Source organism: Hoeflea sp. TYP-13 (assembly GCF_040932035.1).
In the GTDB taxonomy this organism is placed as follows: domain Bacteria; phylum Pseudomonadota; class Alphaproteobacteria; order Rhizobiales; family Rhizobiaceae; genus Hoeflea_A.
Genome location: NZ_JBFRBB010000001.1, coordinates 1,247,873 through 1,268,039, shown reverse-complemented (window position 1 = coordinate 1,268,039; position 20,167 = coordinate 1,247,873). Strand labels below are relative to the sequence as shown.

The 20,167-nt window shown below is 57.7% G+C and carries 17 protein-coding genes; 14 read left to right on the top strand and 3 right to left on the bottom strand.

The window, feature by feature from the left end; genetic code table 11:
* Positions 1-24: 24 nt before the first annotated feature.
* Positions 25-585 carry a hypothetical protein gene (locus ABVT35_RS05930; RefSeq protein WP_368465359.1) on the top strand — a complete coding sequence of 187 codons (561 nt, stop codon included), beginning with the start codon at positions 25-27 and terminating at the stop codon, positions 583-585.
* A 190-nt stretch (positions 586-775) separates the two neighbouring features.
* Positions 776-1,150 (top strand): DUF6713 family protein, encoded by a 375-nt coding sequence (locus ABVT35_RS05925; RefSeq protein WP_368465357.1) that lies wholly within the window; start codon positions 776-778, stop codon positions 1,148-1,150.
* Between the two features lie 252 nt (positions 1,151-1,402).
* Here ABVT35_RS05925 and ABVT35_RS05920 read toward each other — a convergent pair whose 3' ends face one another.
* Positions 1,403-2,272 carry a LysR family transcriptional regulator gene (locus ABVT35_RS05920; RefSeq protein ID WP_368465356.1) on the bottom strand — a complete coding sequence of 290 codons (870 nt, stop codon included), beginning with the start codon at positions 2,270-2,272 and terminating at the stop codon, positions 1,403-1,405.
* Between the two features lie 144 nt (positions 2,273-2,416).
* Here ABVT35_RS05920 and ABVT35_RS05915 point away from each other — a divergent pair, with 144 nt between their 5' ends.
* The 12 genes from ABVT35_RS05915 (at position 2,417) to ABVT35_RS05860 (ending at position 16,208) form a co-directional block, all read left to right on the top strand.
* The gene (locus ABVT35_RS05915; protein ID WP_368465355.1) at positions 2,417-2,950 is read left to right on the top strand and encodes a cytochrome b; all 534 of its coding nucleotides are present in this window, start codon (positions 2,417-2,419) and stop codon (positions 2,948-2,950) included.
* A gap of 362 nt (positions 2,951-3,312) precedes the next feature.
* Complete coding sequence (locus tag ABVT35_RS05910) at positions 3,313-4,284, top strand: LacI family DNA-binding transcriptional regulator (protein WP_368465354.1); 972 nt, start codon at positions 3,313-3,315, stop codon at positions 4,282-4,284.
* Complete coding sequence (locus ABVT35_RS05905) at positions 4,281-5,300, top strand: ABC transporter substrate-binding protein (protein WP_368465353.1); 1,020 nt, start codon at positions 4,281-4,283, stop codon at positions 5,298-5,300. The genes ABVT35_RS05910 and ABVT35_RS05905 overlap by 4 nt, the downstream gene beginning before the upstream one ends.
* Before the next feature lie 60 nt (positions 5,301-5,360).
* The gene (locus tag ABVT35_RS05900; protein WP_368465352.1) at positions 5,361-6,182 is read left to right on the top strand and encodes an ABC transporter permease; all 822 of its coding nucleotides are present in this window, start codon (positions 5,361-5,363) and stop codon (positions 6,180-6,182) included.
* A gap of 4 nt (positions 6,183-6,186) precedes the next feature.
* Positions 6,187-6,963: an ABC transporter permease gene (locus ABVT35_RS05895; RefSeq protein WP_368465351.1), complete on the top strand. Its 777-nt coding sequence runs from the start codon at positions 6,187-6,189 to the stop codon at positions 6,961-6,963.
* Positions 6,956-7,969, top strand: coding sequence for an ABC transporter ATP-binding protein (locus ABVT35_RS05890; protein WP_368465350.1), 1,014 nt, complete (start codon positions 6,956-6,958; stop codon positions 7,967-7,969). The genes ABVT35_RS05895 and ABVT35_RS05890 overlap by 8 nt, the downstream gene beginning before the upstream one ends.
* Positions 7,966-8,874, top strand: a complete 909-nt coding sequence (locus ABVT35_RS05885; RefSeq protein ID WP_368465349.1) for a nucleoside hydrolase — start codon at positions 7,966-7,968, stop codon at positions 8,872-8,874. The genes ABVT35_RS05890 and ABVT35_RS05885 overlap by 4 nt, the downstream gene beginning before the upstream one ends.
* Positions 8,855-10,636 (top strand): adenine deaminase, encoded by a 1,782-nt coding sequence (locus ABVT35_RS05880; RefSeq protein ID WP_368466280.1) that lies wholly within the window; start codon positions 8,855-8,857, stop codon positions 10,634-10,636. The genes ABVT35_RS05885 and ABVT35_RS05880 overlap by 20 nt, the downstream gene beginning before the upstream one ends.
* Positions 10,637-11,023: 387 nt before the next feature.
* Positions 11,024-11,608 (top strand): hypothetical protein, encoded by a 585-nt coding sequence (locus tag ABVT35_RS05875; RefSeq protein WP_368465348.1) that lies wholly within the window; start codon positions 11,024-11,026, stop codon positions 11,606-11,608.
* Between the two features lie 52 nt (positions 11,609-11,660).
* Entirely contained in the window at positions 11,661-14,999 is a 3,339-nt protein-coding gene (locus tag ABVT35_RS05870) for an adenylate/guanylate cyclase domain-containing protein (RefSeq protein WP_368465347.1), read from the top strand.
* Positions 15,000-15,282: 283 nt separating this feature from the next.
* Positions 15,283-15,837 carry an RNA polymerase sigma factor gene (locus ABVT35_RS05865; RefSeq protein ID WP_368465346.1) on the top strand — a complete coding sequence of 185 codons (555 nt, stop codon included), beginning with the start codon at positions 15,283-15,285 and terminating at the stop codon, positions 15,835-15,837.
* Positions 15,834-16,208, top strand: coding sequence for a DUF6768 family protein (locus ABVT35_RS05860; RefSeq protein ID WP_368465345.1), 375 nt, complete (start codon positions 15,834-15,836; stop codon positions 16,206-16,208). Before ABVT35_RS05865 ends, ABVT35_RS05860 begins: the two co-directional genes overlap by 4 nt.
* A gap of 53 nt (positions 16,209-16,261) precedes the next feature.
* Here ABVT35_RS05860 and ABVT35_RS05855 read toward each other — a convergent pair whose 3' ends face one another.
* Entirely contained in the window at positions 16,262-17,386 is a 1,125-nt protein-coding gene (locus ABVT35_RS05855) for an ABC transporter permease (protein WP_368465344.1), read from the bottom strand.
* A gap of 3 nt (positions 17,387-17,389) precedes the next feature.
* Positions 17,390-20,158 (bottom strand): ribosome-associated ATPase/putative transporter RbbA, encoded by a 2,769-nt coding sequence (gene rbbA, locus ABVT35_RS05850; protein ID WP_368465343.1) that lies wholly within the window; start codon positions 20,156-20,158, stop codon positions 17,390-17,392.
* Positions 20,159-20,167: the final 9 nt, after the last annotated feature.

Genomic DNA, 20,167 nt, shown 5'->3' with positions numbered 1-20,167 from the left:
TCAATGCAATCAAGGAGACCTCAAATGACCACTGAACTTGTCCTGAAATCCGACAGCCGCCTGGAATTCGCCTTTGGTAAAATAGTCCCCGGCAAAGAGGCCTGGATGTCCACCGAATATTTCCCTGCTGTGGGTTCGGCGCTGGCTGAACATCAATACACGCGACTGGCCGGTTTCGCCGTGAAGGCCACAAACGTCGAGGGCATGACCCCGGTTATGGGCGTGTTCTGCGCCTGGCCGGCCTCTGAAAACCGTGCGGCATTTCAAAGAGATCCGAGGTTTGTCAGCATTCGTTCGGACCGGGATGCCGCAATGGACCATATGTCCGATGGCCACCTGTTCCAGCCCATAGATGAAGTGATCGCGCTGAACACCGATGGCGACTATGCGGTTATAATCACAGGCGATGCGAATGCCGTTTCCGCTCCGATATTCTCGCTGCCCTTGACCGGCGACAGCCCGGAACAGGCCTACAGGGGCAAGTCGATTTCACTTCTTCCGTGGAATGACGCTGCAGAACAGCTTTTGAATGGCGCACCTGGCGACGCAGAGGTGTTCCGGGTTCGGTTCAACCCGAACAATTAGCCCGGCAAAGCGCCAACTGCCGTCCAAACGGTCAGGGCCGTAACCGGCCCGGAACTGCTGCAGGACCATTCCGCAGCGAATGACAACTCGGAGCCCTAAGCGGCCCACCGCCTCATTAACTTGACACTAATATTCCCTGCGACAACGGTCTAATTCTCGGTCGCAGGAAGCAGCCGTCGAAAACTCGATTATGGAGCAAGCAGCAGTGTTCGACATTATCTACTATCTGATGGTGGGCGTTTTCTTCACGCATGAGCTCGATGCGGTCAAGAGACATGAATGGCGTGTTTTGCCGCTATTGAGTCACTTGCCCGATCGCGGTGCAGAACAATTTTTCATATGGTTCCACGCACCTATTTTCGCATTGCTGTTGTTAGGCGGGGACGGAGAGCCCTCAAACGGGTTGCGGCTCGGCCTTGCGGGTTTCGCAATTGTTCATGTCGGGCTGCATTGGATTTTCCGAAAGCACCCGGCATATGAGTTTAATAATCCAAGTTCTTGGGCGCTGATCTTGCTAACCGGGATCTTAGGGGCAGCATATCTGACACTTGTTTCGGTATCCTGATGCGGCCTTGCTGTGTCAGACAATTGTAACAATCGTTTTGCCAGTCGGATGCCAACCCAGGGTCTCCTTTGTCCGCATTGGTACACACCGCAGCGAATGTCCGCTCACCCCCACTGCAATCAACGGGCCAGTCATCGATCGGTCACCAATTTGTTCGAAGACTCGCACCGCCACAACAGGAACAGCACAAGAAGCGGCGTTCCAACAATGAATTCAATCGCGATCGGTGCGAAGAAGGCCATTGATCGCAAATTACAGTGCATGTTTCAAAGAGAGCAGTTCCTCTGCCAGAAAGTCGACAAATCTGCGAACCCGCACCGTCTTTTGAAGATCCGAATGCAGCAAGATCCACAGCCACGGACCTTTTAACAGATCTGTACCCGGTACGCGGCGAAGGTCTGGAAATGCATGCTCGAATATGGCTGGCATATGCGACATCCCGCAGTGCTGGTTCAACAGGCAGGCACGCATATAACCATCGCTCACCCGGTGCCGTATCTGAGCCATTTGGAGCATCGACGGCGGGCGCCAGTTTTCGTCAGCCAATCCAATCCAACTCAACCCCTCGCCTTGATGGCCTGCGTTCTGGAAAACGTTTTGAATGTAAGTCTCACTCGCATATACACCCAAAACCAGCCTGAAGAGCTTTCGCGCAACAACATCATCCATGACGCTATCTGCAGCGCGAAGCGAGACGTCGGTTTCGTCGTTGGTGATGGATTCAACTTCTGACGTCAGGTGAAATTCGATGTCGATCTTCGGGTACTTTTCGTTAAAGCGACCGATAATTGGCGCGATAAAGTCATAGGCAAGTGTCGGAGAAAGCGAGAAGCGGATTGTACCTGACTCGCTCTTATCCAACCCTTCCACCTTTCTGCGCGCAGCCAGAATCGTTTGTTCAGCATCTTCAACAACGGGCAGCAGGGCCTCTCCGAACTCCGTGAGGGTGAACCCGCGTTTGGAGCGGTGAAACAGGCGCACACCGTAACTGGCCTCCAGCGCCTGAATGTTCCGGTTTACGGTTCCATAGCTCGCATTGATCGTGCTAGCCGCGGCGCGCAAGCTGCCCGTCCGGGCGACGGCGAGAAAGTATGGCAGTAGCTCCCAATCAAATGATCTCATATCGTTGCCATGTGTTCTATATTCGTAACAGCATATTCCATTTTGTTATATTCTTGACCGAATGACCATCTGTTAAATCGCATCGAAAAATGTCGCGGACGGCGGGACCGTTACGCGCATGTCGGCTTCAGAAGGAACCGTTCGATGAACAGATATCACCCTTTGCTTGTAACGCTTCATTGGCTTGTTGCGATCATGATCCTCATTTCGTTGGTTGTCGGCGGACCGATGCTCGCAGATATCAAAAACTCCGATCCTCAAAAAATCTCAGTGCTCACCGGACATATGATTTGGGGCATGTGCATTGGCGGGCTGATGCTGGCTCGTCTTGCGATCCGTGTGTTCACGCGCAAGCCGCCAAATGCAGATGCCGGACATTCCACGCTCGATTTCGGTGCGCGAGTTACGCACGCGGCACTGTATCTGCTGGTTTTTGCGATGGTGGCCAGCGGCCTGGGAATTGCCTTTTCTGCGGATATAATTGCTGTCGCATTCGGTGGTTCTGATGCGCCTTTGCCCGCCAGTTTCAATGACATATCTGCGCGTACAGCGCATGGGATCATCGCCACGCTTATACTGCTATTGGTCGCTCTGCACGTGTTAGGGTGGGCCTACCACCAGTTCGTGCGCAAGGACCGTTTGATCAGCCGTATGTGGTTTGGGCGAAAGGCCGGATAAGCGCTTATTATCAACCAGAACCTAGCCGACGTCTTCGAACTCACCTGTTATCTGTCCTTCTTGCTTCGCAACCTGTGAGACCACAACGGCTGAAAGAGCAGATATTTGTCCTGTGGAAATGAACGCCGGTTTCGTCCGCGCACATCAGACCTTGATGCTATCTGCAGCGGAAGTCCGCTTCTGACCTTCGCCGCATTTTTGCGCAGGGGGAGACGACCACGCCCTCCCCTGAAACCGGCGATACCCGTCACTGCCCCACCCGGCTCCCATCGGCAATTACAAAAACCTGCTGATTAAACGTTTAACTTATTGCTTGACCGGCAAATCTGGGTATGATTAAACGTTAAAGCAGGGAGCGAGCTTTGGTCAGCATCAAGCAAATTGCGACGGATATCGGCGTCTCGGCGGCGACTGTTTCAAATGCGCTGACCGGCAAGGGCCGCGTATCACCGGAGATGATCGAGCGCATCCGCAGCCGGGCGGCGGAACTGGGATACCGCCCCAGCATAACCGCCCGCGCCCTCAAAAGCGGCCGCACCGGTATTTTGGGGCTGGTCATGCCGGACCTCACCAACCCGCTGTTTCCGCGCATTGCCCAGACCCTTTCCATTGCAGCCGACGGCCACCGGCTGGGTATCCTGATTGCCGATTCGCGCGGCAGCGCCGATGAGCAGAGCGAAGCGCTCGGCCGGCTCGTCGATCGCGGCGTCGACGGTTTGCTCGTCGTGCCGCAAAAGGGAACATCGCCCGAACCGCAGCCGGTGCCGATGGTCGTTATCAACACGGCTTCCGACCCCAACAATTCCGTTTCCGCGGACCATGCCGGCGGCGGCGCGCTCGTGGCCCGCCACATCGCGGAGCTCGGTCACCGCAACATTGTCATTCTCGGCGGAGATCCGATCTCGGAAGTGCAGCGCGACAGGATCTCAGGGATGACCGCGGCGCTACCGGACGGCACCAATACAACTGTGCTGTGGGGCGATGAAGGCATTTCACGCGTGCCCGGTGAGATCGCCAGCGGCGCGACGGCGGTCATGACGACATCGGATCTGCTGGCGCTCAGCGTGCGCTCGCAGCTCATGCGCGCCGGCCTTTCCGTTCCCGAAGATGTCAGCCTGACCGGCTTTGACGATCTATCATTTTCGAAGTCCATGCATCCGGCGCTCACCACCGTTGCCCAGAATGTCGAGGCGATTGCCGACCGGGCCATTGACCTCATCACCCGGATGATTGGCGGTAAAACCCAGCCCGAAGCGGGAGAGACAGTGCCCATGCGCCTTGTGGTGCGGGATTCGACGTCAAACCCAAAAACCAACCAGGAGGAAATGCCATGAAACTGACCCTACCGATAGCCGTGGCGCTCTGCGCACTGACCGGAACCGCGATGGCAGCAGACAAGACGCTGACCATCTCGGTCTATTCCTTTGCGCAGGATGCCTACAAGAAGGCGCTTTACGATCCTTTCGAGGAGATCTGCGGCTGCGATCTCGTCATCGAAACCGGAAACAGCGTCGAGCGGATGGCGAAGATCGAGGCGAATGCCGACGATCCGGTCATCGACATGGCGGTTATCTCTTCCCACGATGCGCTCAGCCTTGCGCGAAAGGGCCTGATCGCGCCCCTTGATACGTCCAAGCTCTCCAGCTTCGACAGGCTGTATCCGGCGGCACAGGACCCGATCGGCAACAACATGGCGGTCGGCTACACGTTTTACGCAAGCTCGATCGTCTACCGCAAAGACCTTGTGGAGATCGAAAGCTGGGGCGACCTTCTGGACAAGAAGCTCGCCGGCAATGTCGCGCTGCCGAACATCACGGGCACGCAGGGCCCGCTGACGCTGATGATGCTGGACAAGGCAATGGGCGGTAAACCGGATGATTTCGGCCCCGTCATTTCCGAGATCGGCAAAAAGGCCGATGACATCGTGACATTCTATTCCCGGTCCTCGGAGCTTGCACAGCTCATGAATCAGGAAGAGGTGATTGCAGCGCCCGTCGGCCGCTTCGCCTGGAGCCGTTTCAAGGGTTCGCCCCTTCCCTTTGCGTGGGCAAATCCCGCTGAAGGCCAGGCCGGCGGCATGAACGTCATGATCATGACCAAAGGCAACGGCAACGAAGAGCTGGCCTACAAGCTGATGGACTACTGGATTTCCACAGAGGTGCAGACCCGGATCGCCGAAGCCCTGATCGACAGCCCGGCCAATATGGACGTCAAGGTAAGCCAGGAGGTTGCCGACAACCTGACTTACGGGGCCGAGCTTATCGAGTCGCTCAACATTCTCGATCCGGCGACGATTATCGACAACCGCGAAGCCTGGGTCGAGCAGTGGAACGCTGACGTCATCAAGTAACACTGCCGGGCGGTCTTGCGACCGCCCTCCGTTCCAACACGGCAAGATCGGAGGGCATCGATGTTCCTCAATACCAGAGAGGGCCTGGCGCTGGCGCTGCCCGCGGCATTCTTTTCGCTGCTCCTGTTTCTCGTACCCGTCGGCATCCTTTTGTCCGAGGCCTTTCAGTCGGACACCGGCTGGACGTTGAGCGGATATACGGATTTCTTCGCCAAGCCGCTCAATCAGGTGGTCTTTTTCCGGACCCTCAAGCTTGGTGTCCTGGTGGCCGGAACAGCGGCGGTCATCGGCTATGCCGCTGCCTTTTGCATTGTCAATCTGGGACCGACGGCGCGCGGCCGCGTCTTCGGCCTGGTGGTGCTGCCGTTGATGATCTCGCCAGTGGCGCGCACCTATGCGTGGATCGTCATTCTCGGACGCACCGGCATCGTCAACGACGCAATCGTCGGGCTCGGCCTTTCGGAAACGCCGATCCGTCTGCTTTTTACAGAGACCGCCGTTTTCCTCGGACTGTTGCAGCTCTTCATGCCGCTGATGATCATATCACTGGTCTCGGCAATGGAGAACATTCCCCGTGACGTCATTCCAGCCGCACGGGTGCTCGGTGCAAGCTGGCTTCAGGTTTTTGTCCGGGTCATCCTGCCGCTCACCAAGGAAGGGCTGGTGATCGGCGGCACACTGGTCTTCACCGGGGCGCTGACCGCCTATATCACGCCGGCTATCCTTGGCGGGTCGAAGGTCCTGATGCTCGAGACGCTGCTCTATCAGCGGGTGAATGTCGCCAATGATTTCGTTTCCGCCAGCGTTATCGCGATGATTTTGATGGTGATGTCCTTTTCGGCGAACCTGCTGCTCAAGCGCATCGCGTCGGCACGGAGATGATGCGATGAGGAACCTTGCAAACTGGCTCATCCTCGGGCTGACCCTGACCTTCCTGATCGGCCCGTTTCTGATCATCATTTTTGCCGGCGCTTCCGCCGGCCAGTCCCTGGCATTCCCGCCCGACGGGCTTTCGCTCAAATGGTACGCCAAGGTCTTTACGGTCGAGAGCTTCCGCGCCAGCTTCATGCTCTCTATGTTCCTTGCGGTATTCGGAACGCTGACGGCACTGATCCTCGGCATTCCGGCGGCCTATGCGCTCAACCGCTACAAGCTGCCGGGCGACGAAACCATTCGCACGATCGTCGCGGCACCGATCATCGTGCCGGGCATCATCGTCGGGCTGGCGCTGCTGCGCTATCTCGTCGTGCCGCTAGATTTTACCGTCACGATGGCGCTCTTCATGGCCCATACGGCGCTGGTGCTGCCCTATGCCGTGCGCGTCGTGTCCTCCAGCCTGCACAATTTGCGCGCCGATATGGAAGAGGCGGCAGTGCTTCTGGGGTGCTCGCGGCTGCAGGCGTTCATGAAGGTCGTCCTGCCCAATATTCGCGGCGGGGTGCTCGCAGCGTTCATTTTGGGTTTCGTCACCAGCTTCAACCAGGTTCCGGTATCCCTGTTCCTGTCCGGGCCGGGTGTGCGCACGCTGCCCATCGACATGCTGGCCTATATGGAAATCACCTACGATCCGTCAGTTGCGGCGCTCTCGGCGATGCTCGCCTTCATGTCGCTGGCTATCGTCTTTGCCGCCGAACGTCTTTTGGGATTCTCTCGCTATGTCTGAAATACTCGTCTCTCTTTCCGGCCTGACCCTTTCCTATGGCAAGACGGTTGCCGTGCCGGACCTCGACCTAGACATTATCGACGGGGAACTGATTGCGTTGCTCGGGCCGTCCGGCTGCGGAAAGACAACCACGATGCGGGCCATCGCCGGCCTGCTCGCACCAACATCGGGCAGGATCACAATTGACGGACGTGACGTGACCCGGGTGCCCGCCAACAAGCGCGGCATCGGGCTGGTCTTCCAATCCTATGCTCTGTTCCCGCATCTGAGCGCCTTTGAAAACGTCGCATTCGGCCTGCGGCTCCAACGGCTGGCGGAGGCGGAAATCCGTTCCCGCACCGAGACTGGGATAGCGACCGTCGGCCTTGCGGGATTCGAAAAACGCAAACCGGCCGAATTGTCGGGCGGACAGCAACAGCGCCTCGCGCTGGCACGGTCCCTGGTGATGAAACCGAAGGTGCTGCTGCTGGATGAACCGCTATCGAACCTCGACGCGCGGCTGAGGCTCGAAATGCGCACCGAACTGCAGCGCGTCCAGAACGAGACCGGTGTTACCATGGTTTTTGTCACGCACGATCAGGCCGAGGCGCTGGCGCTTGCCGACCGTATCGTATTGATGAAGGAAGGAAGGATCGAGCAGTTGGGCACCCCCAATGAGCTCTATTCCAAACCGGCCACGGCCTTTGCGGCGGAGTTCATGGGATTTGAAAACATCTTTCGGGTCGAAAACGACGCACTGGTCTCGGATGCGGGAAGCCTGCCGCTGTCCTATGATGCCGGGGCGCCATTGCTGGCGTGGCGGCCGGGTGGTGTTTCCGTTGGCAGCGGACCCCATAGCGGCCGTGTCCTGGCAAGCAGTTTTGCAGGCGGCCACAGGGAATATGTGCTCGACAGCGCGCTCGGCCAGATCAAGGCGGACGCACCGATCGAAACACCCGAAGTGCCGCTGGGTGAGAGCATCGCCTTCGATTTGCCGCGGTCGACAGCGAGGCCACTTGCGGCATGAGCGCAATCTGGGTCGATACGGACTTCGGGTTCGACGATTTGTGGGCGCTCTTGTTGCTCAAGCGTCAAGGGGTGAAGATTGCCGGCATTTCTCTGGTCGCCGGCAATGCATCGCTAAAGCAGATCGTTGCCAACGCGCTTGGCGTGGTGCAGGCCTACGGCCTCGATGCGCCGATGTACAGCGGTGCGGCCGCGCCGCTCAAACGCAAGCCTGAAACGGCCGAGAACATCCTCGGACCACGAGGCATGCAAAGCCGCGGGCGCCACCTGCCCGATGTCGCGGACGCCGAGATACAAAAGGACGCGGTTGACGCTTTACGCACATGGCTTGCCGAAGCACCCTCCGGTGCGCGCCGGGAGGTCCTTGCCATCGGGCCGCTGACCAATATTGCAAAGCTCGTGCAGCGGGCGCCGGTGGCGGCCGCAAAGATCACGCGGCTTGTCTGGATGGGCGGCAGCAACGGTCCGGGCAACCACACCCCCCTTGCCGAGTTCAACGCCGTTGCCGACCCGGAAGCCGCCGCCATTGTTGCCGCGGCGGGGCTGCCGCTGGACGTGGTCGATCTCATACTTTGCCGCAAGGTATCGTTCGGCCCATCGGACCTGCCGCCCACCGACCCGTTGACTGCTGACCTCCTCGGCGGATATCTCGACATTGCGCTGCGGCGAGGACGCGACCGTATGAGCATTTACGATCCCGTCGCAGCGCTTGCGGCGCTTGAGCCGGAGTTTTTCGAATTCGAACGCTGCGAAATGCACGTATCGGTCGTTTCGGACGAAACATACGGCGCGACACGGTTTTTGCCGTCGCCCTCGGGACGCACCCGTCTCGCGGTGAAGGTGCGCCCGGACGCCGCGCAAATCTGCCTTAATGCTCTTGCCAAGGATGGAATACATGGCGCGTGACGCAAATCTGAACGATCCCCGCATGCGTGCCGATGCGGTCGAGGCCGCGCAGGGCCGCCGCCCGTTCAGCATCCTGATCGAAAACGCGCGTGTGCTCGACATGGTCACCGGCAGGGAGAGGAAGGCCGATATCGGCATTACCGGCGCCCTCATTGCCAGCGTGCATGAGCCCGGCCGGCTCAAGGATGCCGAAGACAGGATCGATGCCGCGGGCGCCTACGCCCTGCCCGGTTTCATCGACACGCACATGCATGTCGAAAGCTCGATGGTAACGCCCGCCGAATATGCAGCGGCGGTTGTTCCACGCGGCGTCACGACTGTTGTGTGGGACCCGCACGAACTGGCAAATGCCTGCGGCATGGCCGGTGTGGATTATGCGATTGAAGCGGCGCGCGATACCATCCTGCGGCTTTTGCCGCTTGCTCCGACCTGCGTGCCCTCGGCCCCCGGATACGAGTTCAGCGGCGGCGATTTCGGCCCGGACACCGTTGCAAAACTCCTCGACAATCCTGAAATCCACGGCGCCGCCGAACTCATGACCATGCAGCCGCTGCTGAGCGGCGATCCGCGCGTGCGCGATATCGTCAATGCTGGCCTTGCGAGCAGCAAACGCATTTGCGGTCATGCACGCGGCCTTGCCGGAGCCGATCTTGCGGCCTATGCCGCCGCCGGTGTCGGAACCGACCATGAACTGACGTCGGCGGACGATCTTCTCGCCAAGCTGGAGGCCGGTCTTACCATCGAGTTGCGCGGCTCGCATGAACACCTGCTTCCGGAATTCGCCCGGGCGCTGTGCGCCCTCGGTCACCTTCCCCAGACCGTCACCTTGTGTACGGACGACGTCTTCGCCGACGATCTCTTCAGCAGGGGCGGCCTTGATCTGGTAATCCGCCTGCTGATTGAACACGGCCTGCCGCCCGAATGGGCCTATCGCGCCGCAACGCTGAATGCGGCAACACGGATCGGCCGACCGGACCTCGGCTTTGTCGCGCCCGGCAGGCGGGCGGATATCGCCCTTGTGCCGGATCTCGCGGAGGTTCGCCCCGCGACCGTGATCATGGATGGAAAAGTCGAGGCAAGATACGGTGCGCTCCTGAGCAAGACCCCGGTGCAGCCGGTGGCCAAGGACCTGTTGAACACCATGCGCGCGCCGCGCATTTCGCCCGCCGATTTCGAGGTGACGGCAAACGGGCCGCGCGCCCGGATCGCAACGCTTTCAAGGCCGAGGTTCCCCGAATGGGGAGAGCGCGACGTCGAGGTTGAAGACGGCCGGCTTGTGCTTCCCGAAGACATGATCCGCATGGCCGTCGTCAACCGCTATGGCCGCAACACGCCGGTGCGCGTGGCGTTCATGGAGAACTGGGGCGCGTGGTCCGGCGCATTCGCCTCCTCGGTCTCGCATGACTGCCACAATCTGACGGTCTTCGGCCGGGAGCCGGAGGATATGGCAGCCGCTGCCAATGCCGTGCGCGACACGCAAGGGGGCATTGCGGTCGTGCGGGGCGGCAGTGTTATCGCATCCCTTGCACTGCCGATTGCCGGGCTGCTTTCCCCGGAACCGCTGGAGGATGTCGCCGCTGCCTTTGCCGAGGTGAGAAAAGCCACTGACGGCCTCGTCGACTGGCAGCCGCCCTATCTGGTGTTCAAGGCGCTCTTCGGCGCGTCCCTCGTGTGCAATGCCGGCCCAAGGCTCAGCGACGTCGGACTGGTCGACGCTTTCAACGGACAAGTCCGCGAAAGCTGCGTTATTGCGAAGGATTAGTGATGTGCCCGGCAGTCCGGTTGTTGGTTGAGTGTGGGTTTCGATCCTGAGCGGCTGTTTGAGAATCCGCTAGCTGTTGTATTGCAGCCTCGCAAAAGCGGACATTCGCTTTAAAGCCCCATCGATCAAACTTCGAATTCGATTAAGTACATGATTTTGCTTAGCTATTTCTCGTAGCGCCACTCCGCATGCGAGCATGTGTGGTGGTGACGTGAGTCACGCCCAAAAGGCCGAAACGAAGTTAATTGCACACGCCCGGAAGTTGTGGCTCTGGCATGGTGTTCTCAACTACTTGTTCCAAATTACATTCAATGGAGCTATCATTGCCGATGAGGTGGAATTAATACTTATTCATTTGTTTTTATTGGGGAGGCGAATTTGACTTGCATGATTGCACCGCTGCCGGGTGGCACACCGGGAATATTTCCCATTCCATATGATTTGATGATGAATCTCCGCGGGGATGGCATAAATGTCGCCAAGTCATTGGGATTAAGAGCCGACGAAATAGACGATAAGGAATTTATCGGAGCAGCGACACGAGCCGATGGGTCGCCATTTTACATTTGGATTACGGCTCCAGATCTGCAAACCGGACAAGATAAGCCCTGGAGGGGCGCTTTTTTTGCGCCGTTCGGCGTTGGTGAAATTCAAGGACTGCTGGAAGCTGTCCCCGGCGACAAAAAAGATACATTTGCAATATCTGCGCTAGACGTGACCGCAAAACTTGTCGTGGAGGGTAATACAGAAGCTGAAGCATCGTGGCAGGTGATTGGATCGCAGCATTCAAGACCGAACAAAGCGGCATTGATCCGGGGAATTAAAGTCATCAACTCAGGACCGCATGATAGCGACGACATCAGACGTTGTATTGCATTGCATGCACCCCAGGTAGCATTGGGCGAACCGAGGGCGTTGGTGTCGATGCAGTGCGGCGTTGCCGTCTCTGCTTTGATCGAAGCAATCTGCTGAAACCCTTTCTTCGTGCCAGGCCGGGTAGCAACAATTTGATACGGAGATAGTGTTGCAAAATCAAAACGATGCCGTGGCCAAGCATTGTATTGAATGCGGGCATCGTTTTGCGGTGCCCAGCCCTTTCTGCGAACGTTGCGGCGCACAGGCACCTGTTACCTGCCTGCAATGCGGACATGTCAATTCGCATAGCTCGCAGTTTTGCGGCACCTGCGGAGCGAAGGTAACGAAAAACCCCGGCCAGCCTTTTCCCACGCCTAATCAACTCCCGCTTCAACAGATTCCGGCCAGAGGAGGTGATCTACTTACCGAACGCAAACTGGTTACGATAATGGTCGTCGACATGATTGGATCTCTGGCCGCCATCCAGGACTCTGATCCGGAAGAGGCTCACGCGTTTATTTCATTCGCGATTTCCCTGATGAAGGACGCGATCCATATGTACTCCGGGACTGTGATGTCCACGACTGGAGATGGTGTTCTGGCGGTGTTCGGAGCACCGATCGCCCAGGCCGATCACGCCGCGAGGTCCTGCCACGCCGCACTGCTATTGTCTGAGCGCATCAAAAATGCGCGAAAGCTCCACCCGATGCTAAATGTTCGAATTGGCCTTTTTTCGGGTGAAGTTGTCCTTGGCACTTGGACTAACGATTTTTCGATTGACTACGACGCAACCGGCGCAACAGTTCACATCGCGTCACGTTTGCAGTCCGCTGCACCGGACGGATGCGCCGTCATGGGACTGTCCACCAAGGAATTGATCGGAAGCGAATTTGAAACCAGGTCGATGGGTCAGATTAACGTCAGGGGCCTCGACGAGAAAATTGAGATTTTCGTTTTAGACGGGCTTCGCGCCAGTGACCGAGGAACTGCCCCGATTGAGGAACCTTTTGTTGGTAGGTCAATAGAATTAGACAACCTCAAATCGGCCCATGAATCAGCGATGGAAAGTCGCGGACAGGTTGTTTTGATTTCGGGAGAAGCCGGCATCGGCAAGACCCGGTTAATCAACCAGTTTGTCGCCGCAATGCCGGGTGAGTTTCGAGTGGCGAGAGTCAACAACGGGCGCCATCAAAGCGGCGCTGCCTTTCATGGATTTCGAACGATCCTGTTAGATCTCATGGGTGCATTAAATGCCGAGACGGACGAGCGGCGGTCACAGATATCGCAGTTTGTCGACAATGCCGCTAGTGATGCTGAAATCAAGTCGGCACTTCTTGAGCTATTCGATATAAGCGAACCCAAATCCGACTGGCATTCCCTTAATCCGTATATCCAGCATGAGCTGGTCAACAAGGCAATCCTGAAATGTCTCACCTATGCCAGCACTCGCCAACCCCTGGTGTTGATTTTCGAAGACGTACACAACGCAGATTCATGTTCGGTGGAGTTGCTGGGAAAAGCCATTGAATCGATCGAAGATCAACGGGTTTTGGTGCTGATTACCGGGCGCCCGGAATTTCAGACCGGATGGGCAACAACGAGCAACTTTAAAACCATCCGCTTAACGGGCCTGACCCAGACAGAGGCTGATGAACTCATTGAGCATGTCGTTAGCAACGATTCACCAACACGGGTATTGGCGCGGATCAAAGAATGGGCACAGGGCAATCCTCTTTTCTTGCGCGAATGCATCCGGATGATGGACGACGCTGTCGCGGATGTCGAGCCAAGTCCTAACCGTATCGCGCTGGTGAAGGCGCAACCGCCGGCGTCGATCTGGGCAATAATCGCAGAGCGAATAGATTTGCTGGAGGCCGGGGCAAAGGAGATATTGTTAGCCGCCAGCGTACTTGGCGAGCGATTTTCAGGCGATGTCCTGACACGGATTTTGGAACGACCAGAGGCAGAGGTCATCACGCAACTGGAATACCTGAAGCGGCTTGAATTCGTTTCCCATGATAATATTGGCGAGGTCGCCAGCTACTCTTTCTGCCACCCGCTGTTTCAGGAAGTCTGCTATTCGACGCTTTTGAAACGGCATCGCGTTCGGCTGCATGCGGCTGCGTTCACCGCTTTCGTTGCAGCACTACCTGCCGGTCGAGCGCCTCCCCATGAGGCGCTGGCACACCATGCATTTAACGGAATGAAGTGGCGTGAGGCGATCGTTCATTGCCGGGCCGCAGGGGAAAAGGCGGCCCAGCATTCAGCGCCGCGCGAGGCCGCAATTCACTTCAGCAATGCGCTGCATGCGCTTAACAGGCTTGATACCGCTGAAATCAATGCTGCTGAATCCATCGACATTCGAATCTCCCTGCGCTCGGTTCTCGTGCAGGTCCTGAAACTCCACGAGGCGGAAGAATTGCTTAGTGCAGCCGGTGAGATAGCTGAGGAAATTGACGACAAGGCACGCCTTGCCGGCATTGTCGGACTGATGGCTGTTCACGAATATCTTCAGCGGGGGCCATCCGGTGCCGAAAAAATGGCACGCAAGTCGATATCATTGGCAAAATCAGCCAAGGATAACAGGGCTTTGGTGTCCGCAAGTATTTGTCTGGCACAATCGTATTATGCACTGGGAAAGTTCGCGAAAACGATCGAAGTCATCAAAAAGACCATTCCAAAGATTTCACCCGCAGATGGCCCTGCACCTGCAGGTTTGCTGGTACATCCAATGCTCATGTGCCGGTACTGGCTGGCGGTATCGAAGGCGGAACTTGGTGAGTTTTCGGACGCTGAAAGTCTCGCTCGCGAAATGTTGGCCGGACAATCCTCGACCACGGTTTTCGACACAATGTATGCCAAAACCGCACTTGGCTTTGTCCTGCTGACCAAAGGTGAATCTGCATCTGCATTCAAGGTGACGGCTGAAGCTCTGGAGATTGCCGATGCCCATGATCTGCCCTATCTCACACCGGTTCTTGCTTCGCAAATGGGACTGTTGCTGGCACAAAGGGGTGACAGCACCGAGGCCCTTCGATTTGGGCGCCGAGCAGTTAACACTTCGATGGAAATTGGTGTTTTTGCAGGTCGATCAAGATGGTGTGCCAGACTGGCTGAAATAGCACTGATGGCCGGAGAAATCGACGAATCGCGGAAAAACATGGCCGTGGCGATCAGCGTTGCAGAGAACGCAAATGAGCTGAGCTACCTGTGTTCCGCGCTGAAGGCACGGGCACAGCTGGCAACACGGATAGACAGTGATTTCATCACAGCACGTGACGATTTAACCAGGGCGATAGATATCGCCCGCAATCTCCATCTTAAACCTGCATTTGCAAAATGCCTGCTCGAACTCGCCTACATAGATCAGATGACAGGTAACGGCGTGGGCGCACGTCGCAAGTTTGCCAATGCCAGTCGGCGGTTCGAAAACTGCGGGATGCATAGCTGGGCACGGCGGGCAGACAATGAAATGGACGGGCTCAATGAGGGTACTCTGTCGCCTTGACGATATGCCAGAGGCGAAGGCACATCATTCGTTGTACCGCTTGATCATCCCAGAAACTTATCCGCAGCCTATGTAGTCGCGGCCGGTCATTTCACAATCGCGGATGGATTGCAGGTCGCCGCATTCGGCCGGTTCATTGAGCAATAACAGGCATCAAACATGGTTCAACCGTCCGGAGAGCCGCCTCCTGTTGTTCTGTCTTCGGGAAGTTTTTTGATTTCCGAGTGAACCAAATCCGTACATCCTCGCACCTAATACAAAGAAGCAAGACAAAGGAACTGACGTGGCGCGGGGCACAAAAAAAATTATCGAGAGTTATCTCGTTGCCAGTGCTCGGTTGGGAAACCAGGCCGCCCGGGCACAACTCGTCGCCCGTTACCAGAAGAGATTTCTGCGCCACGCCTATCGGCTGCTTGGCGACACCGAGCAGGCGAAAGATGCGGTGCAGGACGGATGGGTCGAAATTATGCGCGGATTGTCGAAGCTAAATGATGACACGGCTTTTCCGGCCTGGGCGTTCCGGATAATAACCCGGCGCTGCGGGCGGATCATATCCGAGCGGCAAAAAGCACGCGCAATTTCAACAGGCGTTGCATGCGAACCGCCTATCCGCTGCGAAGCATCAGATACAATGGAATTGGCAGCAGATGTCGCTCCACTTCGCACGGCGCTGTCAACGCTCTCGCCCGAGCACCGGTCGGCAGTCGCCCTGTTTTATTTGGAGGAGATGAGCGTCGCAGAGGTGGCGGTCGCTTTGGATGTTCCGGTTGGGACCGTCAAGTCCCGCCTCCTTAACGCACGCGCCAAGCTGCGCGAATCCTTGGAAAGGAAATCATGATGGACAGACTGGACAAAATGATCAGTGAAGCTCTCGATGACGAAGACCGCGAAATCCTTGAAAGGATCGGCTGGGAGCAGAGCTCTTTCGACATGGCCGGCGACATGTTCCGCGGCAAGATCAGTGTTTTGAACCTGCTGTTGATTTTCGGAATGCTCGTGTTTTTCGGTATTGGTCTTTATGCGGCGTGGAAGGCATATAATGTGGTGGAGGTTGTCAACGTCGTTCGCTGGGGCCTGGCGGCAACGTTCTTCCTGCTCACCGCGGTGATTGCCAAGGTTGGCTTGTTGCCCTCGTTTCAAGCCAATCGCATGCTGCATGCCATCAGGCGTCTGGAAATGCAGATCGCCCTTCTTGCAGCCAAACGCTGAAATTGGTCCGCGCCTCTCCATGTCCCGATGGCGTATTCGTTACGAACTGAATGTCACTTCGCTACCGTAATCGAATGACGGAATAATATGAGACTGGCGATGAAGAACACCGAGCCAAGACCTGCAACCTTTAAAAACTCGGGCCAGACAATATCCATCCCTGCGCCACGGAACACTACCGCTTGGGCAAACGCCATATAGTGGCGCGAAGGGAGCAGCCACGTGAACAGCTGGACGACATCCGGCTGGCTCTCAATGGGTGTCATGCCGCCGGACAGCATCATCATTGGAATGATGGTCATCATCATCAACAATGCAAACTGCCCCATTGTGCGGGCGATCGTTCCCAGGAATATGCCGATGGCAGCTGCGGCGAACAGGTAGACGATGGTACCGCTCAATAGCAGCAATCTTGATCCGGCAATTGGCACATCGAGCAGGCCTTCGACAATGAAGAGCATCGACAGGGTGAATGCGGCAAGAACGATCAGTCCATTTGCCCACACCTTGGCCATGGCGATCTGGAATGAGGTAAGCGGCATGACCAGCAGATGTTCAATGGTGCCGTGCTCGCGCTCGCGTATCAGAGCCGCACCGGTCAGTACGATCGTCAGCATCGACAGATTGTCGAGCAGGCTTACGATTGCCTGAAACCATCTTTGGGTGCCGTTCGGATTAAACGCGCGGCGGACCACAAGATTTACCGGCATGGCGGTTGCCTGATCGGCGCCGCCGACAAACCGTGAGACCTCGCCGAGAACGATGTTCTGGATGTATCCCGCGCCAAGACTCGCCTGCTCGACCGCCGTCGCATCGATATTGATCTGGATACTCGGCTGTCGCCCGCTGCGCACATCGGCCTCGAATGCTGGCGGGATCACAACGACGAACATAAAGCGGCTCTGGTCCATTGCGTGATCGACCTCCGGTGCCTCGATCCGTTCGGGATGCTTGAAATAAGGCGGGTAAAACGCATTCATCAGAGCGCGCGAAAGCGCCGAGCGGTCCTCGTCAACAAAGGCGATCGAGGCGTTGTTGACCGTTTCGCCCATGCTGCTCGATTGTTCGTAGATGGCAAAACTGAACGACCAGACAATCAGGGCGATCAGGATATAGTCGCTGAAGACGCTGCGCAGCTCCTTTGTGCCGAGCCAGAAGATATTTGCCCATGTCCGCATTGTTCAGGTCTCCTGCTTCTTCAGGAGGAGCGCTGCAATGACGACAAAGACGGGAATGAACGCCGAAAGAGCGAGGATGTCCGGCATGAGATCGGCGAAATCCAGTCCTTTGGTAAATGCGCCGACACTCATGTGCATGTAGTAGGTCGTCGGCCAGATCGAACCGATGATGCGGCCACCGCCTTCCAGCGTGGAGACCGGCTGGATCAGTCCGGAGAACTGCATCGTCGGCAACATCGACAGAATTGCCGCGCTAAACACCGCGGCGACCTGGCTCTTCGTGAACGACGAGATGAGCAGGCCGAAACCTGTCGCCGATGCAACGTAAAGGACTGCCCCGGAAGCGAGCGCCAGAAGGCTGCCCTTGAGCGGCACCTGGAGCACCAGAAGCACGACGAGCGTCAGGATGACGAAATTTGCCATACCGATAGCGATGTAGGGCAGTTGCTTGCCGATGAGGAACTCGAAGCGGCCGGTCGGCGTGACGTAAAAATTGGTGATGGTGCCGATTTCCTTTTCCCGGGCGACGCTGACCGCCATGAGGATCGCCGGAAACAGCAACAGCAGCAGGGCGGGCGTGGACGGCCCGATCGCATAGATGCTCTCGAATGAGGGATTGTAGCGAAATCGTGGTTCGATTGTCGCCGCCTGCATGGTGGCCGGGTCCACCCCCGACTGCCGCGCAAGTTCGGAAAGGTAGACGACGTGTCCTCCGACCACGTATCCCTCAATCGTTCCGGCCCGCATGGTGTTGGCGCCGTCGATCCAGGCTGAAACCACGGGACTGCTTTGCCTTTTGAGATCCCGGCCGAAGTCCGGGGGGATTTCGACCGCAAGTGTGATGTCGTTGGACTTCAGCCGTTTTTCGAGCTCGTCCTTGCTCCCCAGTTCCGGCCGTTCGACAAAATAGCGCGAACCGGACAGATTGTTCAGATAGGCACGGCTTTGCGGGCTCCGGTCAAGATCGAGCGCCGCATAGGAAAGGTTCTCGACATCCGTCGAGAGACCGTAGGCGATGACGATCAGCAGAACGGTGCTGCCAAGAAAAGCAAAAGCCAGACGTACCGGGTCGCGGATGACTTCCATCATTTCCCGGTAGCTGTAGGCCAGCAGCCTCGTCAGGCTGAAACCGCGCAGCGCTTGATTGCCCGCCTCATGACTTTCCACGGAAGATCCCCGGGCACCCGAGAGCACCGCTCTCGCCTCGTCCTCACCGTCGGCCGTCTCGCCGGTCGCATCCTCGATGTAGCCGATAAAGGCCTCTTCAAGCGAAACCGCGCCCTTGGCTTTCACCAGGTGATCCGGCTCGTCATAGACGAGGACCTGGCCGGCATGCATCAGTGAGATGCGGTCGCACCGCAGCGCCTCATTCATGAAGTGGGTCGAGATGAAGATCGTCACCCGGTCCCGGCGCGAAAGCTCGATCAAAAGCTCCCAGAACTCGTCGCGCGCGACCGGATCGACACCGGATGTCGGCTCGTCGAGAATGAGCATCTCCGGCTCGTGGATGATCGCGACGGCCAATGACAGGCGCTGGCGGATGCCGAGCGGCAAGGCGGATGCCAACGCGTCCATATGTTCGCTCAGGCCGAAGCGATTTGTCAGCATTTCTATTCGCTCTGCCGCTTTCTCCGGCGTCAGATGGAACAGGCGGGCATGCAGGCCCAGGTTCTGAGCGACGGTCAATTCGCCGTAGAGGGAAAACGCCTGTGACATGAAGCCGACCCGCTTGCGGGTGTCGAGGTCATTGGCGTCAACCGGCTTGCCGAACAGGAAAGCTGCGCCTTCCGATGCCGGCAGCAGGCCGGTCAGCATTTTCATGGTCGTGGTCTTGCCGCAACCGTTGGAGCCCAGAAAACCGAAGATCTCACCCTCGCGGATCTCAAAGGAAACCCGGTCGACAGCGGTGAAGTCACCGAAGCGGCGAGTCAGACCCTCGGCGACGATCGCCGGCGAGCCGTCGGTCTCCGGGCGTGGCGGGATCGTCAGTTCCCCCTTTCCGCGCTGCTTTTCTTCCGGCAGGAGGCGAACAAACGCTGCCTCCAGCTCATCCGCGCCTGTTTTCTGTTTCAACCCGGCGGGCGTACCGGTGTCGAGAATTTGCCCGGCATCCATCGCCACCAGCCAGTCAAAACCTTCCGCCTCGTCCATATAAGCGGTGGATACCAGAACGCTCATTCCGGGCCGCTCGGCGCGGATGGCGGCAATCAGTTCCCAGAACTGGCGCCGCGCCAGCGGATCAACGCCGGTCGTCGGCTCGTCCAGGATAAGCAGGTCCGGATCGTGAATGAGCGCGCAACACAGGCCGAGTTTCTGTTTCATGCCGCCGGACAGTTTTCCCATCGGCCGGTCGAGAAACGGATGAAGACCGGTCGCCCTTGTGAGCCTGTCAATCCGCGCATTGCGCTCGGATCGCCCCTGGCCGAACAGCTTGCCGAAGAAGTCGAGATTCTCCTCGATACTAAGGTCCTGATAGAGATTCTTGCCAAGACCCTGCGGCATATAGGCGATGCGCGGTCCGACCTGATTGCGGTGCCGCGTCGAGGCCATGTCGCCTCCCAGCACCTGCAGCCCGCCCCGCTGCAAACGGCGTGCGCCGGAGACAAGCCCGAGAAGCGTCGATTTCCCGACACCGTCGGGGCCAATGACGCCGACCACCTGCCCTGAGGGAATATCAAGCGTCACGTCGATGAGGGCACGCACCTTTTTGTACGTGTGGCTCAGCTTGTCGATGCGCACGACCGGTTGGGATTGGGCGGACACGTCGTACATCCTACTCAG